This is a genomic window from Pseudomonas sp. SID14000, from assembly GCF_002165135.1.
GTDB lineage: Bacteria > Pseudomonadota > Gammaproteobacteria > Pseudomonadales > Pseudomonadaceae > Aquipseudomonas.
In genome coordinates this window covers 43,970-61,896 of record NZ_NFZQ01000003.1, presented here as the reverse complement: position 1 = coordinate 61,896, position 17,927 = coordinate 43,970, and the positions used below count along the sequence as shown (strand labels likewise).

The window sequence follows — 17,927 nt, the reverse complement described above, 5'->3', positions numbered from 1 at the left end:
TCAGAGCTTTCCTTGACGACGTGGTTGGGCGAGGCCCGGACGCAGGCGATTGTACAAGGCCAACAGCAGTCCGAGCAGTAGCAAGGCGCCCGGGGCCAGGCTGGCCAGGTGCAGGCTGGCACTGTCGGCCAGCCATTGGCGGCTGGCACCAAGCAGCAGGCAGGTGGCAAGCAGCGCGCAAAGGTGGCTGGCGAGCAGGCGCCAACGCCCTTGATCGGGCAGCAGGTGGTCGGTGGCCAGGCATTGCAGGCACAGCAGTGCGGGATAGTGGCCGAGGGCGAGTGCCAGTGGTAGCAGCCAGGCACGTAGCGCAAGTTGCAGGCAACTGGCCAGGGCCGCCAACAGCAGCAGGCTGGCCAGCACGTAGCTCCAGCTGGCGAGCCGCTGGCGCAGGGGGGCCAGCAACAGCTGGTGAAGGCTGCTCATCAGCACCGCACACACGCCGATGGTGGCGCCTTCGCCCAGTGTCCGGGTGGCGCCCAGCAGGGGCACAAGGCTTGCGCCGAGCAGGTAGAACCTATTCATGCGTGGCACCCTCCAGCAGCACGCTACGCTGCTCATCGAAATAACTCAGCGCCTCCTGCAGCGCGCCGATCACTGCCCGTGAGGTCACGGTTGCGCCGGCCAACTGGTCAAAGTCGCCCTGGTCGCGCTTCAGCGCCCAGCGATCACTCAGCTGGCGGTTGGCAAATTGCCCCAGCCAGTTCACCTGCGGATCACCCAGGCGTGCGCCCAGCCCGGGGCTTTCCTGTTGTTCGACCACCTGGCTGCCGATCAGTCGGCCGTCCGCGGCGATGGCCACGCTCAGCACGATCGGCCCGGCATAACCCTGGGCCTGGGTGACCAGTATGATGGCGGCCGGTTTGCCCGCCAGCGTCGCCCGGTAAGCTGCCAGGATACGGCTGTTTGGCCGCTGTGCGGCGGGCCTGGGCAGCGGGCTGTCCAGGGGCTGGTTGTCGTAACTGCCTTCTGGCAGCACCGCCAGCCGCTGGCGGGTATTCAGTTGTTTCTCGGCGTCGGTGATGGCCGCGCTGGTCCAGTGCTGCCAGGCCAAGGTGGCGGACAGCGCCAGTGCTCCGGTCAGCAGTAGCAGGCTCACATCACGCACCCAGTGCTTCATCGGGCAACCTGCTGGCGCTGCTGGGCCAGGCGTTCGAGGCTCGGCGCCATGAGGTTCATCAGCAGGATGGCGAACGCCGTACCGTCCGGGTAGCTGCCCCAGGTGCGGATCAGGTAGATCAGCAGACCCGCCCCCAGGCCGAACCCCAGCTTCGCCCACGCCTGCCGGGGGCCGGACACCGGTTCGGTGGCAATGAAGAACGCCGCCATCATGGTCGAGCCGGAGAACAGGTGCAGCAGGGGCGAGCCGTTGGAGTCCGAACCCGAGCCATTCCAGCCCATCAGGCTGAACAGGAACAGCCCTGCCAGCAAACCAACCGGCGCATGCCAGCTGATCACCTTGCGTTGCAGCAGGAACAGGCCGCCCAGCAGGAACGCCAGGTTGACCCATTCGCTGCCCTGTCCACCGATGTTGCCGAAGCCTGGGTGGCTGGCGAACAGTTCATCGATGGTCAGGCTGCGGTTGTGGCGCAGGCCGTCGAGCAGTGTAGGCCTGGCCCAGGCATCGATCTGCTCGCTGCCGGCAAATACCTGATGCAGGCTGTCGAGCAGACCAGGTGCTGGCCCTGGCCAATGGTTCATCTGCGACGGGAAGCTCAGCAGCACGAAGGCGTAGCCGACCATGGCCGGATTGAACAGGTTGCGCCCGACCCCGCCAAAGGCCTGCTTGCCGATGCCGATGGCAACGCTGGCAGCGACCACCGGCAACCACCACGGAGCCAGGGTGGGCAGGGCGGCGGCCAGCAGCACGGCGGTCACCAGCGCGCTGCCGTCATTCAGCGCCGTGCGCAGCGGTTGTGCTTGCAAGGCGAGCAGCAACGCCTCGCACAGCAGTGCGGCACTGGCGCACAGCAGCAGGTTCAGTAGCAAACTCCAGCCATGCAGCCAGAACAGCGCCAGCAGGCCAGGCATGCAGGCCAGCAACACCAGGCCCATGCTGGTGCGTAGCCGCGGATCGGGCTTGGCGGTCATTGGGCGAACAGCCCGTTGAAGCCGGAAAACGCCATGGCCATCACCCCGCCACCGAGCAGTTCGATGGGCAGGCCGCGCAGCGCCCCGGGGACGTCGACATGGGCGCTGCGCTGGCGCAGGTCGGCGAACAAGATCAACGCCAGCCAGAAGCCACCGCCGGCCAGCAGGCCTTGCAGCAGCGTGGCGAGCCATGTGCTGTCGTCGCTTGCCTGTTGCAGGGTCAACCCCAGTACTGCCGCATTGCTCAACAGCAACGCAGGCAACTCCGTCATCGGCCAGGTCGGGCGCCACCTTGTCAGCAGCCATGGCACGCCCCAGGCGAGCACGGCCAGCCAGGGCAACAACAGGAACAGGGCAAGGTCCTGAGCCTGCAACGGGGCAAGCACCACCTGCAACAGTAGCTGCGCGCCGAACATGCCCAAGGTGATGCACAGTGCGCAGGCAAGGCCGTGCACGTGCAGGTGCAGCCTGGGGAGTGGCTGTTGTTGCAGGCACAGGTGATTGACCAGCGCGGCGCTGATCAGGACCAGGATATAGTCGCTCATGAAATGACGATAGCCGGGAATCGGGGCGATTGTCCGGGTTCCGGAGTCATTGTGGGAGCGGGCTTGTCCGCGAACACCGGCAACGCCGGTGCCATGCACCGCGTAGTCCGTTTCGCGGGCACGCCCGCTCCCACAAGGTCCAGCAGGTTTTGTTACTTGATGCGCTGGCCTGGCTTGGCACCGCTGTCCGGGCTCAGCAGGTAAATCTCTTCGCCGCCAGGGCCGGCCGCCATGACCATGCCTTCGGACACGCCAAAGCGCATCTTCCGTGGCTTGAGGTTGGCCACCATCATGGTCAGGCGGCCTTCCAGCTGGGACGGGTCGGGGTAGGCCGACTTGATGCCGGAGAACACGTTGCGGCGCTCGTCACCGATGTCGAGGGTCAGTTGCAGCAGCTTGTCGGCACCCGGTACGGCTTCGGCCTTGACGATCAGCGCCACGCGCAGGTCGACGGCCGCGAAGGTGTCGAACTCGATTTCCGCCGACAGCGGGTCTTTGGCCAGCTCGCCATTGCCGACCGGGGCCTTGGCTTCGGCGGCCAGCAGGTCTTCCTTGCTGGCGGCGACCATGGCTTCGACCTTGGCCGGCTCGATGCGGCTCATCAGCGCCTTGAACGGGTTCAGCTGGTGGTTTTCCAGGCGCGACAGGTGGTCGTTCCAGGTCAGCGGGGCCACGTTGAGGAAGGCCTCGGCGTCGGCAGCCAGCACCGGCAGCACCGGCTTGAGGAAGATCACCAGCTGGCGGAACAGGTTGATACCCTGGGCGCAGATAGCCTGCACTTCATCCTGCTTGCCTTCCTGCTTGGCCAGCGACCACGGGGCCTTGTCGGCGATCCAGGCATTGGCGCGGTCGGCCAGCGCCATGATTTCGCGCATGGCGCGGCCGAAGTCGCGGCCTTCATAGGCGTCGGCGATCGACGGGGCGGCCGCCAGGAATGCTTCGGTCAGCTCCGGTGCGGCATCACCAGCCACCATCACGCCTTCGTTGCCCTTGTGGATGAAACCGGCGCAACGGCTGGCGATGTTGACCACCTTGCCGACCAGATCGGAGTTGACCTTCTGCACGAAGTCTTCCAGGTTCAGGTCCAGGTCATCGACGCCACGGCCCAGCTTGGCCGCGTAGTAGTAACGCAGGTATTCCGGCTGCAGGTGGTCGAGGTAGGTGCGGGCCTTGATGAAGGTGCCGCGCGACTTGGACATCTTGGCGCCGTTCACGGTCAGGTAGCCGTGCACGTTGACCGCGCTCGGCTTGCGGAAGCCGGCGCCTTCGAGCATGGCTGGCCAGAACAGGGCGTGGAAGTTGACGATGTCCTTGCCGATGAAGTGGTACAGCTCGGCTTTGGAGCCTTCGTTCCAGAACGCGTCGAAGTCCAGCTCCGGACGGCGTGCGCAGAGGTTCTTGAAGCTGGCCATGTAGCCAATCGGCGCATCCAGCCACACGTAGAAGTACTTGCCTGGCTCGCCCGGGATCTCGAAACCGAAATACGGCGCGTCGCGGGAGATGTCCCATTCCTGCAGGCCCGAGTCCAGCCATTCGGCCAGCTTGTTGGCTACTGCCTCCTGCAGCGTGCCGCTACGGGTCCACTGCTGCAGCATGGCCTGGAAGTCCGGCAGCTTGAAGAAGAAGTGTTGGGAATCACGCAGTACCGGGGTGGCACCGGAGATGGCCGATTTCGGGTTCTTCAGCTCGGTGGGCGCGTAGGTGGCGCCGCATTTTTCGCAGTTGTCGCCGTACTGGTCTTCGGCCGCGCACTTGGGGCAGGTGCCCTTGATGAAGCGGTCGGCGAGGAACATGCCCTTTTCCGGGTCGAAGTACTGGGTCACCGAACGGGTGGCGATGTGCCCGGCTTCACGCAGGCGCGTGTAGATCAGGCCCGACAGCTCGCGGTTCTCTTCGCTGTGGGTCGAGTGGAAGTTGTCGAAATCCACCAGGAAGTCGGCGAAGTCGCTGCTGTGCTCGGCCTGGACATTGGCGATCAGCTGTTCCGGAGTGATGCCTTCCTTCTCGGCGCGCAACATGATGGCTGAACCGTGGGCGTCGTCGGCGCAGACGTAGATGCACTGGTTGCCGCGCAGCTTCTGGAAGCGGACCCACATGTCTGTCTGGATGTACTCGAGCATATGGCCAAGGTGGATCGATCCATTGGCATAGGGCAAGGCGCTGGTGACGAGAATCTGACGTGGCTCGGACATGGTGGCTCGGCTACTTATCTGGCGACGGGGTAAAAATGAGGTTGATCGGCCACTATAAAGGGCTGGCGAAGATATTTCACCCCGCATGCGCATCTGCTGACGATTGACGGGTTAGGATAGGCGCCTGTTCTACATTCAGTTTGCCAATGGGAGTCTCCATGAGTGCCGTCACCCGTGCCGCCGTCGAGGGCGTGCTTCGCCAGTACACCGACCCCTACCTGAACCAGGACCCGGTCAGCGCCGGTTGCGTGCGCGCCATCGATATCCAGGGCGGGCAGGTCAGCGTGCAGTTGCAGCTGGGTTATGCCGCAGGGCTGTTCAAGGGGGGCTGGGCCCAGGTGCTGCAGACCGCCATCGGCAACCTCGAGGGCGTCAGCAATGCCCAGGTGTCGATCGACTGCGTGATGGCCGCGCACAAGGCCCAGGCCCAGGTGCCGGCCATGGCCAACGTCAAGAACATCATCGCCGTGGCCTCGGGCAAGGGCGGGGTGGGCAAGTCGACCACCGCGGCCAACCTGGCCCTGGCGCTGGCCCGAGAGGGGGCGCGAGTGGGTATTCTCGATGCCGACATCTATGGCCCCAGCCAGGGCGTGATGTTCGGTATCGCCGAAGGTACCCGCCCGCAGATTCGCGAGCAGAAGTGGTTCGTGCCGATCAAGGCCCATGGCGTGGAAGTCATGTCCATGGCGTTCCTCACCGACGACAACACGCCGATGGTCTGGCGTGGCCCAATGGTTTCCGGCGCGCTACTGCAGCTGGTGACCCAGACCGCCTGGGACGACCTGGATTACCTGGTGATCGACATGCCGCCAGGCACCGGTGACATCCAGCTGACCCTGGCGCAGAAGGTGCCGGTGGCCGGTTCGGTGATCGTCACCACGCCGCAGGACCTGGCGCTGCTGGATGCCAAGAAGGGTGTGGAGATGTTCCGCAAGGTCAACATTCCGGTGCTGGGCGTGGTGGAGAACATGGCCGTGCACATCTGCTCGAACTGCGGCCATGCCGAGCACCTGTTCGGCGAAGGCGGTGGCGAGAAGCTGGCGAGCCAGTATGGCGTCGACCTGCTGGCGTCGTTGCCGCTGTCGATGCTGATTCGCGAACAGGCCGATAGCGGCAAGCCGACGGCGATTGCCGAGCCGGAAAGCCAGATTGCCATGGTCTACCAGGAGCTGGCCCGTCAGGTGGGCGCGCGGATCGTGCTGCAGGAAGCGGCGGCACCGGCGATGCCGAGCATTACCATCAGCGAAGATTGACCTGTCAGGCCTGGTCGCCTGCTTCGCGGGTAAACCCGCTCCCACAGATATAGCGCAGCCTTCAAGTATCGCGCGGTCCTTGTGGGAGCGGGTTTACCCGCGAAGAGGCCGACTCGGTCTATCGGTCAGGCATAAAAAAACCCGCCGAAAGGCGGGTTTTTTTGAAAGCTAAAAAGCTAGATCGACTTAGGCGATCTGAACTTCTTCAGCCTGCATGCCTTTCTGGCCGCGGGTAGCGACGAAAGTAACAGCCTGGCCTTCTTTCAGGGTTTTGAAGCCGTCAGCTTGGATGGCTTTGAAGTGCACGAACAGGTCGTCGCCCGACTGAGGGGTGATGAAGCCGTAGCCTTTCTCATCGTTGAACCACTTAACAACACCGGATTGACGGTTGGACATTTTTCTGTCTCCTTGGACAATTTGATAACGGTCAGGAAAAACCCTGGCCGGGACTGAGCGCAAAGAGAGCAGAAAATTCAGCGATGGGCCGATCAGGATCGTGCATCAAACTAGAGATTCTCGGTGTCACGTGCAGCACAGTGGCGCCACCTTACCCCACTTTCCGCAACCTGCCAATGGTCAGAAGGCGCTTTACGCAATTTCGGATCGGCGGCGGCTGCAGCCCCCGCCCGGCGCGGGATGAGGGATGGAACTTTAACCTGGGCGCCGGGACCGGTAAGATGCGCGTCTCGATTTTCACCTCGCAACTCTCTCAGGACACCCCGCCATGAGCATCAAATCGGACAAGTGGATTCGCCGCATGGCGCAGGAACACGGCATGATCGAACCGTTCGTCGAGCGCCAGGTGCGCGGCGAACAGGACAGCCGGGTGATCTCCTTCGGCGTCTCCAGCTACGGCTACGACGTGCGCTGCGCCGACGAATTCAAGGTGTTTACCAACATCAACTCGGCCACTGTCGACCCGAAGAACTTCGATGCCGGTAGTTTCGTCGACATCAAGAGCGACGTGTGCATCATCCCGCCGAACTCCTTCGCCCTGGCGCGCACTGTCGAGTATTTCCGTATTCCGCGCGACGTGCTGACCATCTGCCTGGGCAAGAGCACCTACGCCCGCTGCGGCATCATCGTCAACGTCACCCCGCTCGAGCCGGAGTGGGAAGGCCACGTGACGCTGGAATTCTCCAACACCACCACGCTGCCGGCGAAGATCTACGCCAACGAAGGTGTGGCACAGATGCTTTTCCTGCAGTCCGACGAAGAATGCGAAGTGTCGTACAAGGACCGTGGCGGCAAGTACCAGGGCCAGCGCGGCGTCACCCTGCCGCGTACCTGAGCCGACGAGCGCGGGGAATTTCCCCGCCCCTTTGGCACTCTAACGGGTAACGCCGGTGCGCATCATGCGCAGCGGCTCTCCTCAGGAGCTGCCAATGAAACTCCACCCCGCAATCAGTGCCAAGCTGGCTGGCCTGCAGCCCAATCACGTCGGTTTGCTGTCATGGTCACTGCTGGCGTACCCGCTGCCTGTACAGGCGGGGGGCGTACCTCACCAGCCAGATCCCGATGACCCGCAGCCACCGGATCCCGGTGAAAAACCACCTATGGAGCCGGGCGAGCCGACCCTGCCTGACGAGCCGCCACCCGCGCCTGTGGCCTGAGCAACACTGCGACGGTTTGCCTGATCAGTTGCCCAGCAGGTAGCCGCTGCGGCATAGCTGCTCGCCGGCGACATGGGCGATGACCATGCCAGCGGTTGCCATGCGCCGCACGCTGCGGGCATACAGCAGGCCAGGCTGGCTGTTGTGCACGGCGGTCACCCGGTCGCTGAGCGGGTCGATGACTTCGGCAATCAACTGGCCGGCCTCAAGGTGCTGCCCCGGTTTTGCGTGGTACACCAGCAGCCCGCCCAGTGGCGCTATCACTGGTTCGACGGCGGCCAGCGGCGTGGCCGGGCAGCGCAAGGCGGGCAGGGCGGCTATGGCACCTTCGATTACCCCCGCGTGGGTCAGGAAGTCGAGGATTGCCTGGCAGTCCTTGCTGGCCAGGTCGTGGCTGACATCTGCCTGGCCACGCAGCTCGACGGTGACCGAGCAGCAGCCGAGCGGGATCGGGAAACGTTTGCCGAAGCGTTGCTGCAATTGCCACCAGACCAGGCTGAAGCATTCATCGAACGACTGCCCGCCCGAGTCGGTGGCCAGCAGGCTGGCCTGGGCCCCCAGGTAGCGGGCCAGCGGTTCAATCTGCGGCCAGGCATCGGGCGTGGTGTACAGGTGCTCGACCGCCTCGAAGTCGCAGTGCAGGTCCAGCACCATGTCGGCATCGCAGGCCAGGCGTTGCAGGATCAGGCGCTGGGCCTGCAGCGGCGTGCGCGTGGGGTGCGCGTCCAGCCCTCGGCGCAGGTATTCGCGGATCAGCGCAAGGTTGTGTTCCGGGTCCGCGGTCAGGTGCTGCTCGATCTGGTCACCGATATTGTCTGACAGATCGACGAAATTGCGGTTGAAATTTTCCCCGCTTTGCAGCTCGAAGCGCCCCAATGGCGCATCCAGCAACACCTGTTCCAGGCCGACCGGGTTGGCCACCGGGACCAGGATGACCTCGCGCTGCAGGCGGCCTTGCTGCTCCAGTTCGCCCAGGCGGCGCTTGAGGTGCCAGGCCACCAGCATTCCGGGCAGTTCGTCGGCATGCAGCGAGGCCTGGATATAGACCTTGCCACCACCGCGAGGGCCGAAGTGGAAACTGTGCAGTTGGCGCGTGACGCCCGGAACGGGGGAAAGCAGGTCGTGGGTCGAATGGTGCATGGTGGTCCTGGCTGCGTGGCGAAAACGGTCTGCGACACGGGTCGGCACACAGATAGAAGCATAGATTTGCCGGGTGTGCCTCTTTGCAGGCTCGGTGAACCTGTACTGGCCCTGTAGGGGCGAGCGTGTCGAGGCGTCGAACCGCCGCGAACACCGGCGCAGCCGGTGCAAGGCACCGTGTGGGATTCTTCGCGGGCACGCCCGCTCCCACACGGTATCGCACTGAGTTCTCTGCGCGACGGCGCAGCCCAAAGGGCTGGGCGATCTCCCACAGGGATCCCCCTGCTATTACCTGCCTGGCACCAGGGTCAAGCGTTGGTTGCCATACGCCCGCCCGAAGTTCTGCTGCTGCAGTGGCAAGCTCATGAAGCGCCCTTTGAACCAGGCATCCAGCCCGTCGCTGTAATGCTTGCTGGCCGGGTTGCCGGACTGCCCGCTGCTGGTCAGCACCTGCAACGGCTCGGCCTGGCCGAAGTCGACGATTATCCGTGCCGAAGCCGGCAGGCGGGTGTCGAAGTCGCTACCCCAGGCGTATGGCGTCAGGGCCAGGGTGGTGAAATCGCCACCGGCTGCCAGCGGCGAGCGGCTGATGGCATCGCCCAGACCATGGGAGGCCGGTGCCGGCCAGCGGTACTGGTGCAGCTTGCCCCACTGCCAGGTGCGGCGGTCTGCGCCCAGTCGCGCGGTGCCGGCATCCACCGCGCCAGCCAGGCTGCGGGCGAGGACGGCCGGCTTGTCTTCCTTCTGCGGGGTGTTGCGGTCATCCCAGAACGGGCTGTCGTCGCGGCCCAGCAAGTGGTCGGCCTGCGCCGAGAACGACAACCGCGCATTGCCGACGAAGGCCTGCCAGGCCGGGCCTGATTCCGGGCCCAGGTCGTCAAGGAAGGTTTGCCGGGCCACTTCCTGGAGGAATAGTTCGTACAGTGCGGCATCGGCTGACACCGGGCTCAGGCGGCCATCGAAGGCCTTGAGCCGGGCCAGCGCATCACGGGCCTTGTCGCGCTGCGCGGCGGGTAGGGCATCGATCGCCTGTTTGAGTGGCTGGGCCATGCCGGGAGCGTCGAACATCTGCTTGAGCTTGTCGGCCAGCAGAGTGGTCTGATCGTTCTGCAGGGCCATCAGGCTGCGGCTGTCATGGCGGCCGTTGCCGGCCAGCTGGGCCAGGCGTTCGGCCCGTTCCGGGTAATACCAGGTGCTGGACAGCTGCATGCCATAGCCCCGTGGCAGGCTGCGCTGGTTGGCGTGGCCGATCCAGCCTGCAGGTGGGTCCTGGTCGTAAGGGTGCAGCATCGGGTCGGCATAACCGTCCCAGTCGTAGCGCCCGTCCCAGCCCGGCGAGGGCAGCAGGCCCTGGCCTTCGCGGCGGTTGGGGTAGCGGCCACTGACCTGCCAGCCGATGTGCTCGGGTTCGGCGAAGACGAAGTTGAGGGCGGCGGCGGTCACTTCACGGGTACTGTCGAAGGCACGCTCCACGCTCTTGGCGCGGGTCAGGTCGAACAGCGCATCCAGGCTGCGATCGCCTTTGAACTGTGGCAGGTTCAGCGCCAGGCCCAGGCTGGCATTGCCTGGCTGGGCCAGCAGGGTGCCGTGGCGGGTGTCATACATCACCTCGCGCAGCGGGCGCTGGCCGCGGACGAAGAAGGTTTCGCTACGGGCGCGGGCCGGCAGCCATTTGCCGTCGGCCAGGTAGCTCAACTGGCTGCCCTGGTGGCGCAGTTGCTCCAGGTACAGGTCCTGGTTGTCGGCCATGACCGCGCTGCTGCTCCAGGCCAGCTTGCCGTTGTAGCCGGCCAGCACGATCGGCAGGCCGGGCAACGACAGGCCGGCGACTTGATACTTGCCGGTGTGGATCTGCACCGGGCTCAGGGCCCAGGCGGCTCGGCTGTCGCTGGCCAGCAGGCTCTTGCCACTGCGGCTGCGCTGCGGCGCCAGGGCCAGGTTGGCCGAGCCCGGGCTACCCAAAAGGTCGAGGTCGGCCAGCTTCTGGCTGGCAGCAGCCAAGGCCGGTAGCCCCGGTAACTGGCTGGCCAGGTTCAGGCCTTTGAGCTTGTCCACTTCTGCTTCGGCCAACGGCTCGTCCGGGGCACCTGGTAGCAGCCAGGCCAGCTTGTCGCTACCGGCTTTCTGCGCCAGGGCCAGGGCACTCAGTTCTTCCTGCAGGTTCACCGACTGGCTGAAGGCGTACAGGCTGAAGATCAGCGCCGAGTCTTCGGGTTTCCAGTATTCGGGGCGGTAGCCACTGCTGGCCAGGCCGGCAGGCAGTTTGTCGCGGTAGCGGAACAGGTAGGCGTTGACCCCGCGTGCGTACACCTCGAAGAAGCGCTTGAGCCGTGGCGAGGCGTCGGCGTACTGCTGGGCGGCGCTCTGCTTGAGGTTGGCCGCGCGCATCAGGCGGTCGATGTCCAGCGCATCGCTGCCGGCCAGTTCGGCCAGGCGGCCCTGGGCGAGCAGGCGCATGGCGACCATCTGCTCGATACGGTCGCCGGCGTGCACATAGCCCAGGCTGAACAGGGCGTCATGGAAGCTGCTGCTTTCGATCAGTGGCGCACCCATGGCGTTGCGCCGTACCGAGACGTTCTGCGCCAAGCCCTTGAGCGGCTGCACGCCGCTGGTTGGCGGCACGCTGTCCTGATAGCCGCCCGTCTGGCAACCGGCCAGCCCGAGCATGCCGAGCAGCGTGGCAGCGGTTACGAACCGCGGGCGGAAGGGAGGAAAGGCGGGGGCGGCCATGACAAGGGCTCCTGCAAGGCGTGGCGGGTTTGGAAAGGCGCTAAGGTAGTTAGCGCACAGGCGCCGTGCAAGGTCCCTGTGCGGATTATTTTCAGGCTTGGCGTGGGTTGTGTGGCGCCTGTGAGATCGAGCGCCGCGCGGGCGGCGCTCGATTTGCGCGCCACCTCAAAAATCAAGACATGCACTCAAACCTTGAAATGCTCGGCCACGGCGTCGGAAAAGTGCGTGCAATTGATGCGCGCATGGCGCTGATAGTCACGGCTGACGGCGAAGGCCGAGCCTGGCATCAATAGCACCTTGTGTTGTTCCAGGCGAACCATGAAGGGCTGCAGGTCGGTCAGTTCGGGGTGATGGACCCACAGGAACATACCGCCTTGCGGCGTTATGTCGAACTGCCAGCCACGCGCCCGCAACAACCGCTGGGTCTGTGCCTGCTGCCGGATCAGGCGCTGCTGCAGGTCTTGCATGTGCCGGGTATAGGTGCCGTCGGACAAGATGGTGTTGACGAAACGTTCGCAAAACGCCGGCACCGCCACGCAGGTCAGCAGCTTCAGGCGCGTCAGCGGCTCTATGAGCTCTGCCGAGCAGGCGATGTAGCCAACGCGCAATGAAGCGGACAGGCATTTGGAGAAGCTGCCGATGTAGATGACCCGCTCAAGGTTGTCCAGTTCGGCAAAGGTCTGGCGCACGCCCGGGCTGAAGTCGCCGTAGACATCATCCTCGACTACGAAGAAGTCGTGTTCCACCGCCAGGCGCAAGACGCTGAAGGCATTGTGCGGGCTGATATTGCCGCCCGTCGGGTTGTGGAAGGTACTGTTGCAGAAGAACGCCTTGACCTTGTGCCTGGCCAGGTGGTCCTTCATGTCTTCCACGCTCGGTCCGTCCTGGGTTCGCCGCACCCCGACCACGTGGCCACCGGCCAGCTGTATCAGCTTGATCAGGTTGCCATTGCCGGGCTCGTCGACGAACACGTGATCGCCTGGCTTGATCAACAACCGCGCCACCAGGTCCAGCGCCTGGGTGGCGCCCAGTGTGGTCAGCAACTGGCTTGGCCGTGTGTCGACACGGGTCAGGCGCTTCATGTGCGCGCATAACTGTTTGCGCATGGGCAGGTAGCCCTGGATGTCGCCATATTCCACCAGCGAACTCTGCTCCAGCCGCGCCGTGCGCCGAATCGCCTTGGCCAGCAGCTCGGTGTTACTCCAGGCAGGTGGCAACCAGCCGCTGCCCAGTTTGGTGTAGTACTGGCCACCTTGCAGCAGCTTGAACAGTGGGTCACCGGCCATGCTAGCGGGGGCATCCGCAATGCCTGCATTAACAGCGCCCGGTTGCCGGGTATTACTGGCGACGAAATAGCCGCGCCCAGGGACAGCGGTCAAAACACCTTCGCTAACCAGCCGGGCATAGCCGGAGACGGCATCGTGATGACTGCAGTCTGCCGCCGCCATCAGTTTGCGAATGGACGGCATGCGTTGGCCAGGCAGCCATTCGCCAGCTTCGAGGCGCTGTTTCAACTGGTCATGAAGGCTATGCAGGCGCATGTCGGGTCCAGCAACTGTTAGAAAAAACAGCCTAACAGTTAACCGGAAAGTGCGTCGACTGTTCGCATTTCAGCACGTGACAGATGCGACCATGCATCTGTCGGCACTTTTCGCGATGTCGAAACCACCCCGTCCACCTACCGTGAGCACATGCTATGTCGAGCACACTTCCGCGGCGCACGTATCTGTTTTTCACCGCGCAATCGATCAACCTGACGACTGCAGTCATGTCCGTGACCATGGCGGCCATCGTCGGGGCGGCACTGGCGCCTGCCGCCACGTGGTCCACGGTGCCTTACGGTTTCCAGTTTCTCTGTATGATGCTGGCTACCTACCCGGTCTCCGGGCTGATGAGCCGTATCGGCCGCAAGCGGGCGTTCATGCTGGGCTCCATACCTTTGGCGGTGTCCGGCATCACCGGTTATCTGGCCGTGCTGTATCAGCACTTCCCGACTCTGGTGATCAGCCATTCGGCATTGGGCATCTATATTGCGTTTGCCAACTTCAACCGCTTCGCGGCCACCGACAATCTGGCCCAGAACCTGAAGCCCAAAGCGCTTTCCCTGGTCGTGGCAGGTGGGGTGATAGCTGCCGTGGTCGGGCCGGCACTCACCGAGTGGCTGCGCGACGTTGGCGGGTATCCGCTGTTTTCGCTGTGTTACGCCGCCTTTGTCGGCCTGGCGGTGATGTCCTTGCTGATAGCGGCTTGCTTGCCAAGCGATAGCGGTATCGCCAGAAACGACGGTGCAGCGAAACCGGCTGGTACAGCCGCCGAGCCGCTGAGCCCTGTCGTTGCCGTGGCCATGGCCGTGGCCGCCCTGGGCTATGGGATCATGAACTTGCTGATGATCCAGGCATCGATGCAAATGAAACACATGCATGAGGACTTTTCCGACGTTCGCCTGGCGATTCAATGGCATGTGATAGCCATGTTTGCCCCGTCGTTCTTCACCGGCGCCATCATCCACAAGCTTGGGATCAGGGCTACCATCTGTCTCGGCCTGGGGCTGTTGATCGGCTGTACGGCCTTGAACATGTGGTCGCACAGCTACGCGATGATGACCTTGTCGCTGATAGCCCTCGGTTTGGGCTGGAACCTGATCTACGTGGGCGGAGGCGCGCTGTTGGCGCAAACGCTGCAGAACAGCCCGGCAGCGATGCAGATGCAGGGCAAAAACGATCTGGCCATTGCGGTGTTCGCGACCGTTGGCGCATTCAGCCCGTCGCTGTTGCTGGGCACGGTCGGCTGGGGCGGCACCAATGCCATTTGCATGGCCCTGTGCATCGTGCTGCTCATGGCAACCGCCGGGTTGTTGCAGCGTAAGGTATCAGGGCCTGCCAGAGCCAGCTAGGCAAGACGGCCCCGACTACCCACAGCGCGGCCCGCAGCAGGGACGCGCAAGTGCTGTTCAGGTCAGGCGCCGTGGCACTTCTTGAACTTTTTCTGGCTACCGCACGGGCACGGGTCGTTACGGCCAACGTCCTTCAGGGCGTTACGTACCGGCTCCTGGTGGCCGTGGTTGCAGTGCGGGCCGTGTACATGGCCATGATCGTGGTGGTGATCATGATCGTGGTTGCAGTCAGGGCCATGAACGTGGGGTTGTTGGGACATTGCAGGGTTACTCCGGGTTGTAATCACCGGGGATTATCTCACCACTGCGCGACAAGTGCAGGTCCCGATGGATGAGCAACCCGGTCGCCAGCTCGCCCTGCAGGCTGTAACGCAGCGGTTGCTCGCTTTTCAGCAGTTTGGCCAATGGTTTCAGGTGCTGCCACAGGTTAGTCCGTGCGGTGATCTTGAAAGTGCGCCGGGCATGCCCGCCTACACTGCGCCACACGCTGGTTTCATCCTGCACCAGCAAGAGGTCGTTGAGGCGTATGGCATACGACAGGTTGCGGATGAACAGGCGGCTATCATTGGGGTTGTCGACCCGCAGGTGCAGCACGAATTCCTGCTCCATCAACCTGGCCTTGACGGTCTCCACCTCGACCAGGTGCACCTCGGGTTCACGCCAGTCGTCACCGCCCCAACTGGCGCAGCCCGCCAGCAGTGCCAGCCATGCCATCAGCGTGGCGAGCAGCAGCGGGCGGGCGCGGGCGATCATGGTCAGTTGCCCACGTAACTGGCGCAGCATTTCTTGAACTTCTGGCCGCTGGCGCAGGGGCAGGGGTCGTTGCGCCCGGCCTTGAGCCCGACCGTAGGGTCGATGAAGTACCAGCGCCCGGCATGCTGGACGAATGCCGAGCGCTCGCGGTGCTGATGGTCGCCCTCTTGGTCGTGCCAGCGTGCGGTGAAGGTGACAAAACCGTGCTCCGGTTGGCCGCCCAGCACTTCTGCGCTTTCAACCTCCAGGCCCAGCCAGGTGCTCTGAGCGCTCCAGGCGGCCATGGCGGCACGGTCCAGGCCGGCTTGCTGGGCTGGCAGGGTGGTAGCCACCAGGTAGTCGATCAGGCCCAGCACATAGGCACTGTAGCGTGAGCGCATCAACGCCTGGGCATCCGGCGCCGGGGTGCCGGCATGGTAATGCCCGCAGCAGGCGTCGAGCAGGTTGCCACTGCCACAAGGGCAGACCGAGACACTCATCATCACCACCAGTACTTGCCGAAGTTTTCAGGGTTGGCCCAGAACTGAGAGGGGCATGGTGGCAGGCCAAGCGTAGCGGGCTTCATAGAGGACCTCAAGGAAATTGGTGACAAAGCTGGTGACAGTGTTGGTGACAGACGGCGAGACCGCAAGGGCGAATTGGCAGGGGTCCTTATCGCCTTTGCGGACCTGCGCGAGGGCCTACGGGGGGAATCTCGGGGAGTAGAGGCAATGAGATGGTCTCTGAGATTTTTTTGTCAGATTTTCGAGGACCCTTAGGGTGCCTATGCGTCCGTGCCCAGACAACGACATGGACAACAATGCAGACCCAGTAGGCAGCGTGTAGCGTGTCCATGAGGTTCTCCTTTACATTGGTTGATAGGCTCCTGCATGACCTTGGGGAGTCACCGAGGATACCGGCCATCTCTCGTAGCGGTGCCAGACTGACTTAAAGGCTTTACCATTGAAATCGCTTTGCTTGGCATCATGTGAGAAATAATCAATATCTATAAGGAATGCTTGTGCTTGATCAAGAGCGCGATAATTTGAGTAGCGATGACAGCGTAACTGGGCCTGATGATGCAGGGGCGTTTATAGGTGTGACCAATTTGGTCAAGGCGGCGAGGACTGAGGATGAGATAGGATGCGTTCTAAGGAGCCACTTGATAGCTGAAAGTATAATGGAGAAGTATTTGGTTAGTAGGACCCAAGAAAAGCTTTCGCGATTTTTCAGGTTCAAGGACGGCCGAATGAGTTTTGCCACAAAGGTCCAAATGTGTCTGGCCTTCGGCATGCCAGCCGAGTTTGGTGATTTCTTAGTAGTGCTGAATAAAATCAGAAATAAATTCGGTCACAATGTTGATTCCGAGTTGAACTCAAAGGATCTTGATGGATTAGCTGTGATTTGCGATAAATATGACTGGTCTGCAGACAAACCTATAAGAGCAAAAAAATTAGAGATCACCACCGATGGCGTCTCTAAGGAGTATCGGTATGGCGAGGTGAGTCGAAGAGTTGACTTTCTGATTATCTTTATTACCTTCCTACCTGTGTTTTCGGGTTGGGCCCTCTTTTTCTGTCGCCGTGACAACATCAATTAAACCCCTGCCGATCCCTCTTGGATCGGTCTTACGGGGCCCTCGTGGACGACAGCTCAAATCTGAGCCGTCCGATTAACTCAGCTTGATATTGGTGATCATTGGGAATGCCACCATCTCGGTCTGAAGGCCATCAGTAGTCAGTTTCACCTTGACCATGCCGTTGGCGATGATGTCCACCTCAGCCATGATCTCAAGGTCCCAGCCTTGGGCGTTCGGGTTGCGGGTCGCTTCGATGCGCCAGATGTTGCCGTCCCGGCGCTCACGGTAGCTTAGCGAGGTGAACAGCTTGGGCAACATGAAGATGCCGTGATTGGTACCAGTATAAAGTTGGATGCCTGCGCCGATGTGAGATTCGACATCATCACCGAGACCCGCACGTTGGGAAGCACGTTCAAGGACAGCCAACAGCGACACTGGCAGCAGGATCACGAAGTCACTCAGCGAGGTCCCTACAGTCTGGTTAACGTGGGTCGTGAGGATGTCGATGAGGTCCTCAGCGATCTCGGCAGGCTTACCCGTAGGCATGGCAACGGAGAAACTCTCGGTGCTTGGGGCAGTCGTCAAGATGGCAGCGACCTTACCGGCTGCACTGTAAGTAATGTCATCAAGCATCTTCTCAGCGGTCTGCTCCATGGACTGGACAGTGAAGCCCGCTTGAATGTTGTGGTCGAGAATGGTGACACGATGGCTGATGGCCAATGCCGTGTCGGTGGCCTCGGTGAAGATCACAGAACCAGCCAGGACTTCGCCCTTCTCGACGGTCTGGTTATCCCAATTCTTGCGAGGGTCGAAGGTGACGGTGCGGTCGGCCATGGTGAAGATCTGTTGTCCAGTGGCCTCAGAGCCAGCCGGACGGAACTCGCACGGGGTTGCCTCCATGGCAGCCTCTCGCCACCCATCGCCGTTCAGGTGCTCATCAAAGGCTTCCACAAGGGCCTCCACATAGACGGACACATCGGTGGCCGCTTGGGTCTCTGGGCGAACATCGGCAGTGTTGAATCGAATCGACCCGCTCAAGTGTCCGTTGCCATCGTGGTAGGTGGCAGTGGTGTAGGTCGAAGGCTTGGTGTACTGGAATGGTTGTTTCATGGGAATGGGTCTCCTGAATAATTGAATGAAGTGGTGTCGGGACTGGCGT

The 17,927-nt window shown here is 62.7% G+C and carries 18 protein-coding genes; 5 read left to right on the top strand and 13 right to left on the bottom strand.

What is annotated here, in order from left to right; translation table 11 throughout:
• From CAY82_RS05375 to metG, 5 genes are all read right to left on the bottom strand, one after another.
• The gene (locus CAY82_RS05375) at window positions 1-525 is read right to left on the bottom strand and encodes an NADH:quinone oxidoreductase (protein WP_087500262.1); all 525 of its coding nucleotides are present in this window, start codon (window positions 523-525) and stop codon (window positions 1-3) included.
• The gene (locus CAY82_RS05370) at window positions 518-1,120 is read right to left on the bottom strand and encodes an RnfABCDGE type electron transport complex subunit G (RefSeq protein WP_087500261.1); all 603 of its coding nucleotides are present in this window, start codon (window positions 1,118-1,120) and stop codon (window positions 518-520) included. The genes CAY82_RS05375 and CAY82_RS05370 overlap by 8 nt, the downstream gene beginning before the upstream one ends.
• Window positions 1,117-2,091 (bottom strand): RnfABCDGE type electron transport complex subunit D, encoded by a 975-nt coding sequence (locus CAY82_RS05365; protein ID WP_087500260.1) that lies wholly within the window; start codon window positions 2,089-2,091, stop codon window positions 1,117-1,119. The genes CAY82_RS05370 and CAY82_RS05365 overlap by 4 nt, the downstream gene beginning before the upstream one ends.
• Complete coding sequence (locus tag CAY82_RS05360) at window positions 2,088-2,636, bottom strand: Rnf-Nqr domain containing protein (protein WP_087500259.1); 549 nt, start codon at window positions 2,634-2,636, stop codon at window positions 2,088-2,090. Before CAY82_RS05360 ends, CAY82_RS05365 begins: the two co-directional genes overlap by 4 nt.
• A 152-nt stretch (window positions 2,637-2,788) precedes the next feature.
• Window positions 2,789-4,828 (bottom strand): methionine--tRNA ligase, encoded by a 2,040-nt coding sequence (gene metG / locus CAY82_RS05355; RefSeq protein WP_087500258.1) that lies wholly within the window; start codon window positions 4,826-4,828, stop codon window positions 2,789-2,791.
• A gap of 158 nt (window positions 4,829-4,986) precedes the next feature.
• On the opposite strand from metG, the gene apbC reads away from it, so the two are divergent.
• Window positions 4,987-6,081, top strand: coding sequence for an iron-sulfur cluster carrier protein ApbC (gene apbC / locus CAY82_RS05350; RefSeq protein WP_087500257.1), 1,095 nt, complete (start codon window positions 4,987-4,989; stop codon window positions 6,079-6,081).
• A gap of 186 nt (window positions 6,082-6,267) precedes the next feature.
• Here the strand turns inward: apbC and CAY82_RS05345 are convergent, their stop codons facing one another.
• Window positions 6,268-6,477 (bottom strand): cold-shock protein, encoded by a 210-nt coding sequence (locus CAY82_RS05345; protein WP_003254922.1) that lies wholly within the window; start codon window positions 6,475-6,477, stop codon window positions 6,268-6,270.
• 328 nt (window positions 6,478-6,805) lie between these two features.
• Here CAY82_RS05345 and dcd point away from each other — a divergent pair, with 328 nt between their 5' ends.
• Window positions 6,806-7,372 carry a dCTP deaminase gene (gene dcd / locus CAY82_RS05340; protein WP_003258001.1) on the top strand — a complete coding sequence of 189 codons (567 nt, stop codon included), beginning with the start codon at window positions 6,806-6,808 and terminating at the stop codon, window positions 7,370-7,372.
• Between the two features lie 94 nt (window positions 7,373-7,466).
• Window positions 7,467-7,694, top strand: a complete 228-nt coding sequence (locus CAY82_RS05335; protein WP_087500256.1) for a hypothetical protein — start codon at window positions 7,467-7,469, stop codon at window positions 7,692-7,694.
• 24 nt (window positions 7,695-7,718) lie between these two features.
• Here the strand turns inward: CAY82_RS05335 and CAY82_RS05330 are convergent, their stop codons facing one another.
• From CAY82_RS05330 to CAY82_RS05320, 3 genes are all read right to left on the bottom strand, one after another.
• Window positions 7,719-8,834 (bottom strand): succinylglutamate desuccinylase/aspartoacylase family protein, encoded by a 1,116-nt coding sequence (locus tag CAY82_RS05330; RefSeq protein ID WP_087500255.1) that lies wholly within the window; start codon window positions 8,832-8,834, stop codon window positions 7,719-7,721.
• Between the two features lie 288 nt (window positions 8,835-9,122).
• Window positions 9,123-11,564, bottom strand: coding sequence for a penicillin acylase family protein (locus CAY82_RS05325; RefSeq protein ID WP_087500254.1), 2,442 nt, complete (start codon window positions 11,562-11,564; stop codon window positions 9,123-9,125).
• A gap of 185 nt (window positions 11,565-11,749) precedes the next feature.
• Entirely contained in the window at window positions 11,750-13,105 is a 1,356-nt protein-coding gene (locus CAY82_RS05320) for a PLP-dependent aminotransferase family protein (RefSeq protein ID WP_087500253.1), read from the bottom strand.
• A 155-nt stretch (window positions 13,106-13,260) separates the two neighbouring features.
• Between CAY82_RS05320 and CAY82_RS05315 the strand changes: the two genes are divergently transcribed.
• Window positions 13,261-14,457, top strand: coding sequence for an MFS transporter (locus CAY82_RS05315; RefSeq protein WP_087500252.1), 1,197 nt, complete (start codon window positions 13,261-13,263; stop codon window positions 14,455-14,457).
• Between the two features lie 62 nt (window positions 14,458-14,519).
• Here CAY82_RS05315 and CAY82_RS05310 read toward each other — a convergent pair whose 3' ends face one another.
• Genes CAY82_RS05310 through CAY82_RS05300 form a run of 3 tightly spaced genes read right to left on the bottom strand, consistent with a single transcriptional unit; the run spans window position 14,520 to window position 15,689 of the window.
• Entirely contained in the window at window positions 14,520-14,717 is a 198-nt protein-coding gene (locus tag CAY82_RS05310) for an SEC-C metal-binding domain-containing protein (protein WP_003258907.1), read from the bottom strand.
• A 7-nt stretch (window positions 14,718-14,724) separates the two neighbouring features.
• Complete coding sequence (locus tag CAY82_RS05305; RefSeq protein WP_087500530.1) at window positions 14,725-15,210, bottom strand: LEA type 2 family protein; 486 nt, start codon at window positions 15,208-15,210, stop codon at window positions 14,725-14,727.
• 2 nt (window positions 15,211-15,212) lie between these two features.
• Window positions 15,213-15,689, bottom strand: a complete 477-nt coding sequence (locus CAY82_RS05300) for a YchJ family protein (RefSeq protein ID WP_087500251.1) — start codon at window positions 15,687-15,689, stop codon at window positions 15,213-15,215.
• Between the two features lie 521 nt (window positions 15,690-16,210).
• On the opposite strand from CAY82_RS05300, the gene CAY82_RS05295 reads away from it, so the two are divergent.
• Window positions 16,211-16,789, top strand: a complete 579-nt coding sequence (locus tag CAY82_RS05295) for a hypothetical protein (RefSeq protein WP_087500250.1) — start codon at window positions 16,211-16,213, stop codon at window positions 16,787-16,789.
• A 72-nt stretch (window positions 16,790-16,861) separates the two neighbouring features.
• Here CAY82_RS05295 and CAY82_RS05290 read toward each other — a convergent pair whose 3' ends face one another.
• Window positions 16,862-17,878 carry a hypothetical protein gene (locus CAY82_RS05290; RefSeq protein ID WP_087500249.1) on the bottom strand — a complete coding sequence of 339 codons (1,017 nt, stop codon included), beginning with the start codon at window positions 17,876-17,878 and terminating at the stop codon, window positions 16,862-16,864.
• Window positions 17,879-17,927 lie beyond the last annotated feature (49 nt).

Bases quoted from the DNA above. Each gene is read 5' to 3' on its own strand.
- CAY82_RS05375 (WP_087500262.1), bottom strand. From the start codon at position 525: ATGAATAGGTTCTACCTGCTCGGCGCAAGCCTTGTGCCCCTGCTGGGC.
- CAY82_RS05310 (WP_003258907.1), bottom strand. From the start codon at position 14,717: ATGTCCCAACAACCCCACGTTCATGGCCCTGACTGCAACCACGATCAT.
- CAY82_RS05370 (WP_087500261.1), bottom strand. From the start codon at position 1,120: ATGAAGCACTGGGTGCGTGATGTGAGCCTGCTACTGCTGACCGGAGCA.
- CAY82_RS05300 (WP_087500251.1), bottom strand. From the start codon at position 15,689: ATGAGTGTCTCGGTCTGCCCTTGTGGCAGTGGCAACCTGCTCGACGCC.
- CAY82_RS05320 (WP_087500253.1), bottom strand. From the start codon at position 13,105: ATGCGCCTGCATAGCCTTCATGACCAGTTGAAACAGCGCCTCGAAGCT.
- apbC (WP_087500257.1), top strand. From the start codon at position 4,987: ATGAGTGCCGTCACCCGTGCCGCCGTCGAGGGCGTGCTTCGCCAGTAC.
- dcd (WP_003258001.1), top strand. From the start codon at position 6,806: ATGAGCATCAAATCGGACAAGTGGATTCGCCGCATGGCGCAGGAACAC.
- CAY82_RS05330 (WP_087500255.1), bottom strand. From the start codon at position 8,834: ATGCACCATTCGACCCACGACCTGCTTTCCCCCGTTCCGGGCGTCACG.
- CAY82_RS05305 (WP_087500530.1), bottom strand. From the start codon at position 15,210: ATGATCGCCCGCGCCCGCCCGCTGCTGCTCGCCACGCTGATGGCATGG.
- CAY82_RS05335 (WP_087500256.1), top strand. From the start codon at position 7,467: ATGAAACTCCACCCCGCAATCAGTGCCAAGCTGGCTGGCCTGCAGCCC.
- CAY82_RS05290 (WP_087500249.1), bottom strand. From the start codon at position 17,878: ATGAAACAACCATTCCAGTACACCAAGCCTTCGACCTACACCACTGCC.
- CAY82_RS05315 (WP_087500252.1), top strand. From the start codon at position 13,261: ATGTCGAGCACACTTCCGCGGCGCACGTATCTGTTTTTCACCGCGCAA.
- metG (WP_087500258.1), bottom strand. From the start codon at position 4,828: ATGTCCGAGCCACGTCAGATTCTCGTCACCAGCGCCTTGCCCTATGCC.
- CAY82_RS05365 (WP_087500260.1), bottom strand. From the start codon at position 2,091: ATGACCGCCAAGCCCGATCCGCGGCTACGCACCAGCATGGGCCTGGTG.
- CAY82_RS05325 (WP_087500254.1), bottom strand. From the start codon at position 11,564: ATGGCCGCCCCCGCCTTTCCTCCCTTCCGCCCGCGGTTCGTAACCGCT.
- CAY82_RS05345 (WP_003254922.1), bottom strand. From the start codon at position 6,477: ATGTCCAACCGTCAATCCGGTGTTGTTAAGTGGTTCAACGATGAGAAA.
- CAY82_RS05360 (WP_087500259.1), bottom strand. From the start codon at position 2,636: ATGAGCGACTATATCCTGGTCCTGATCAGCGCCGCGCTGGTCAATCAC.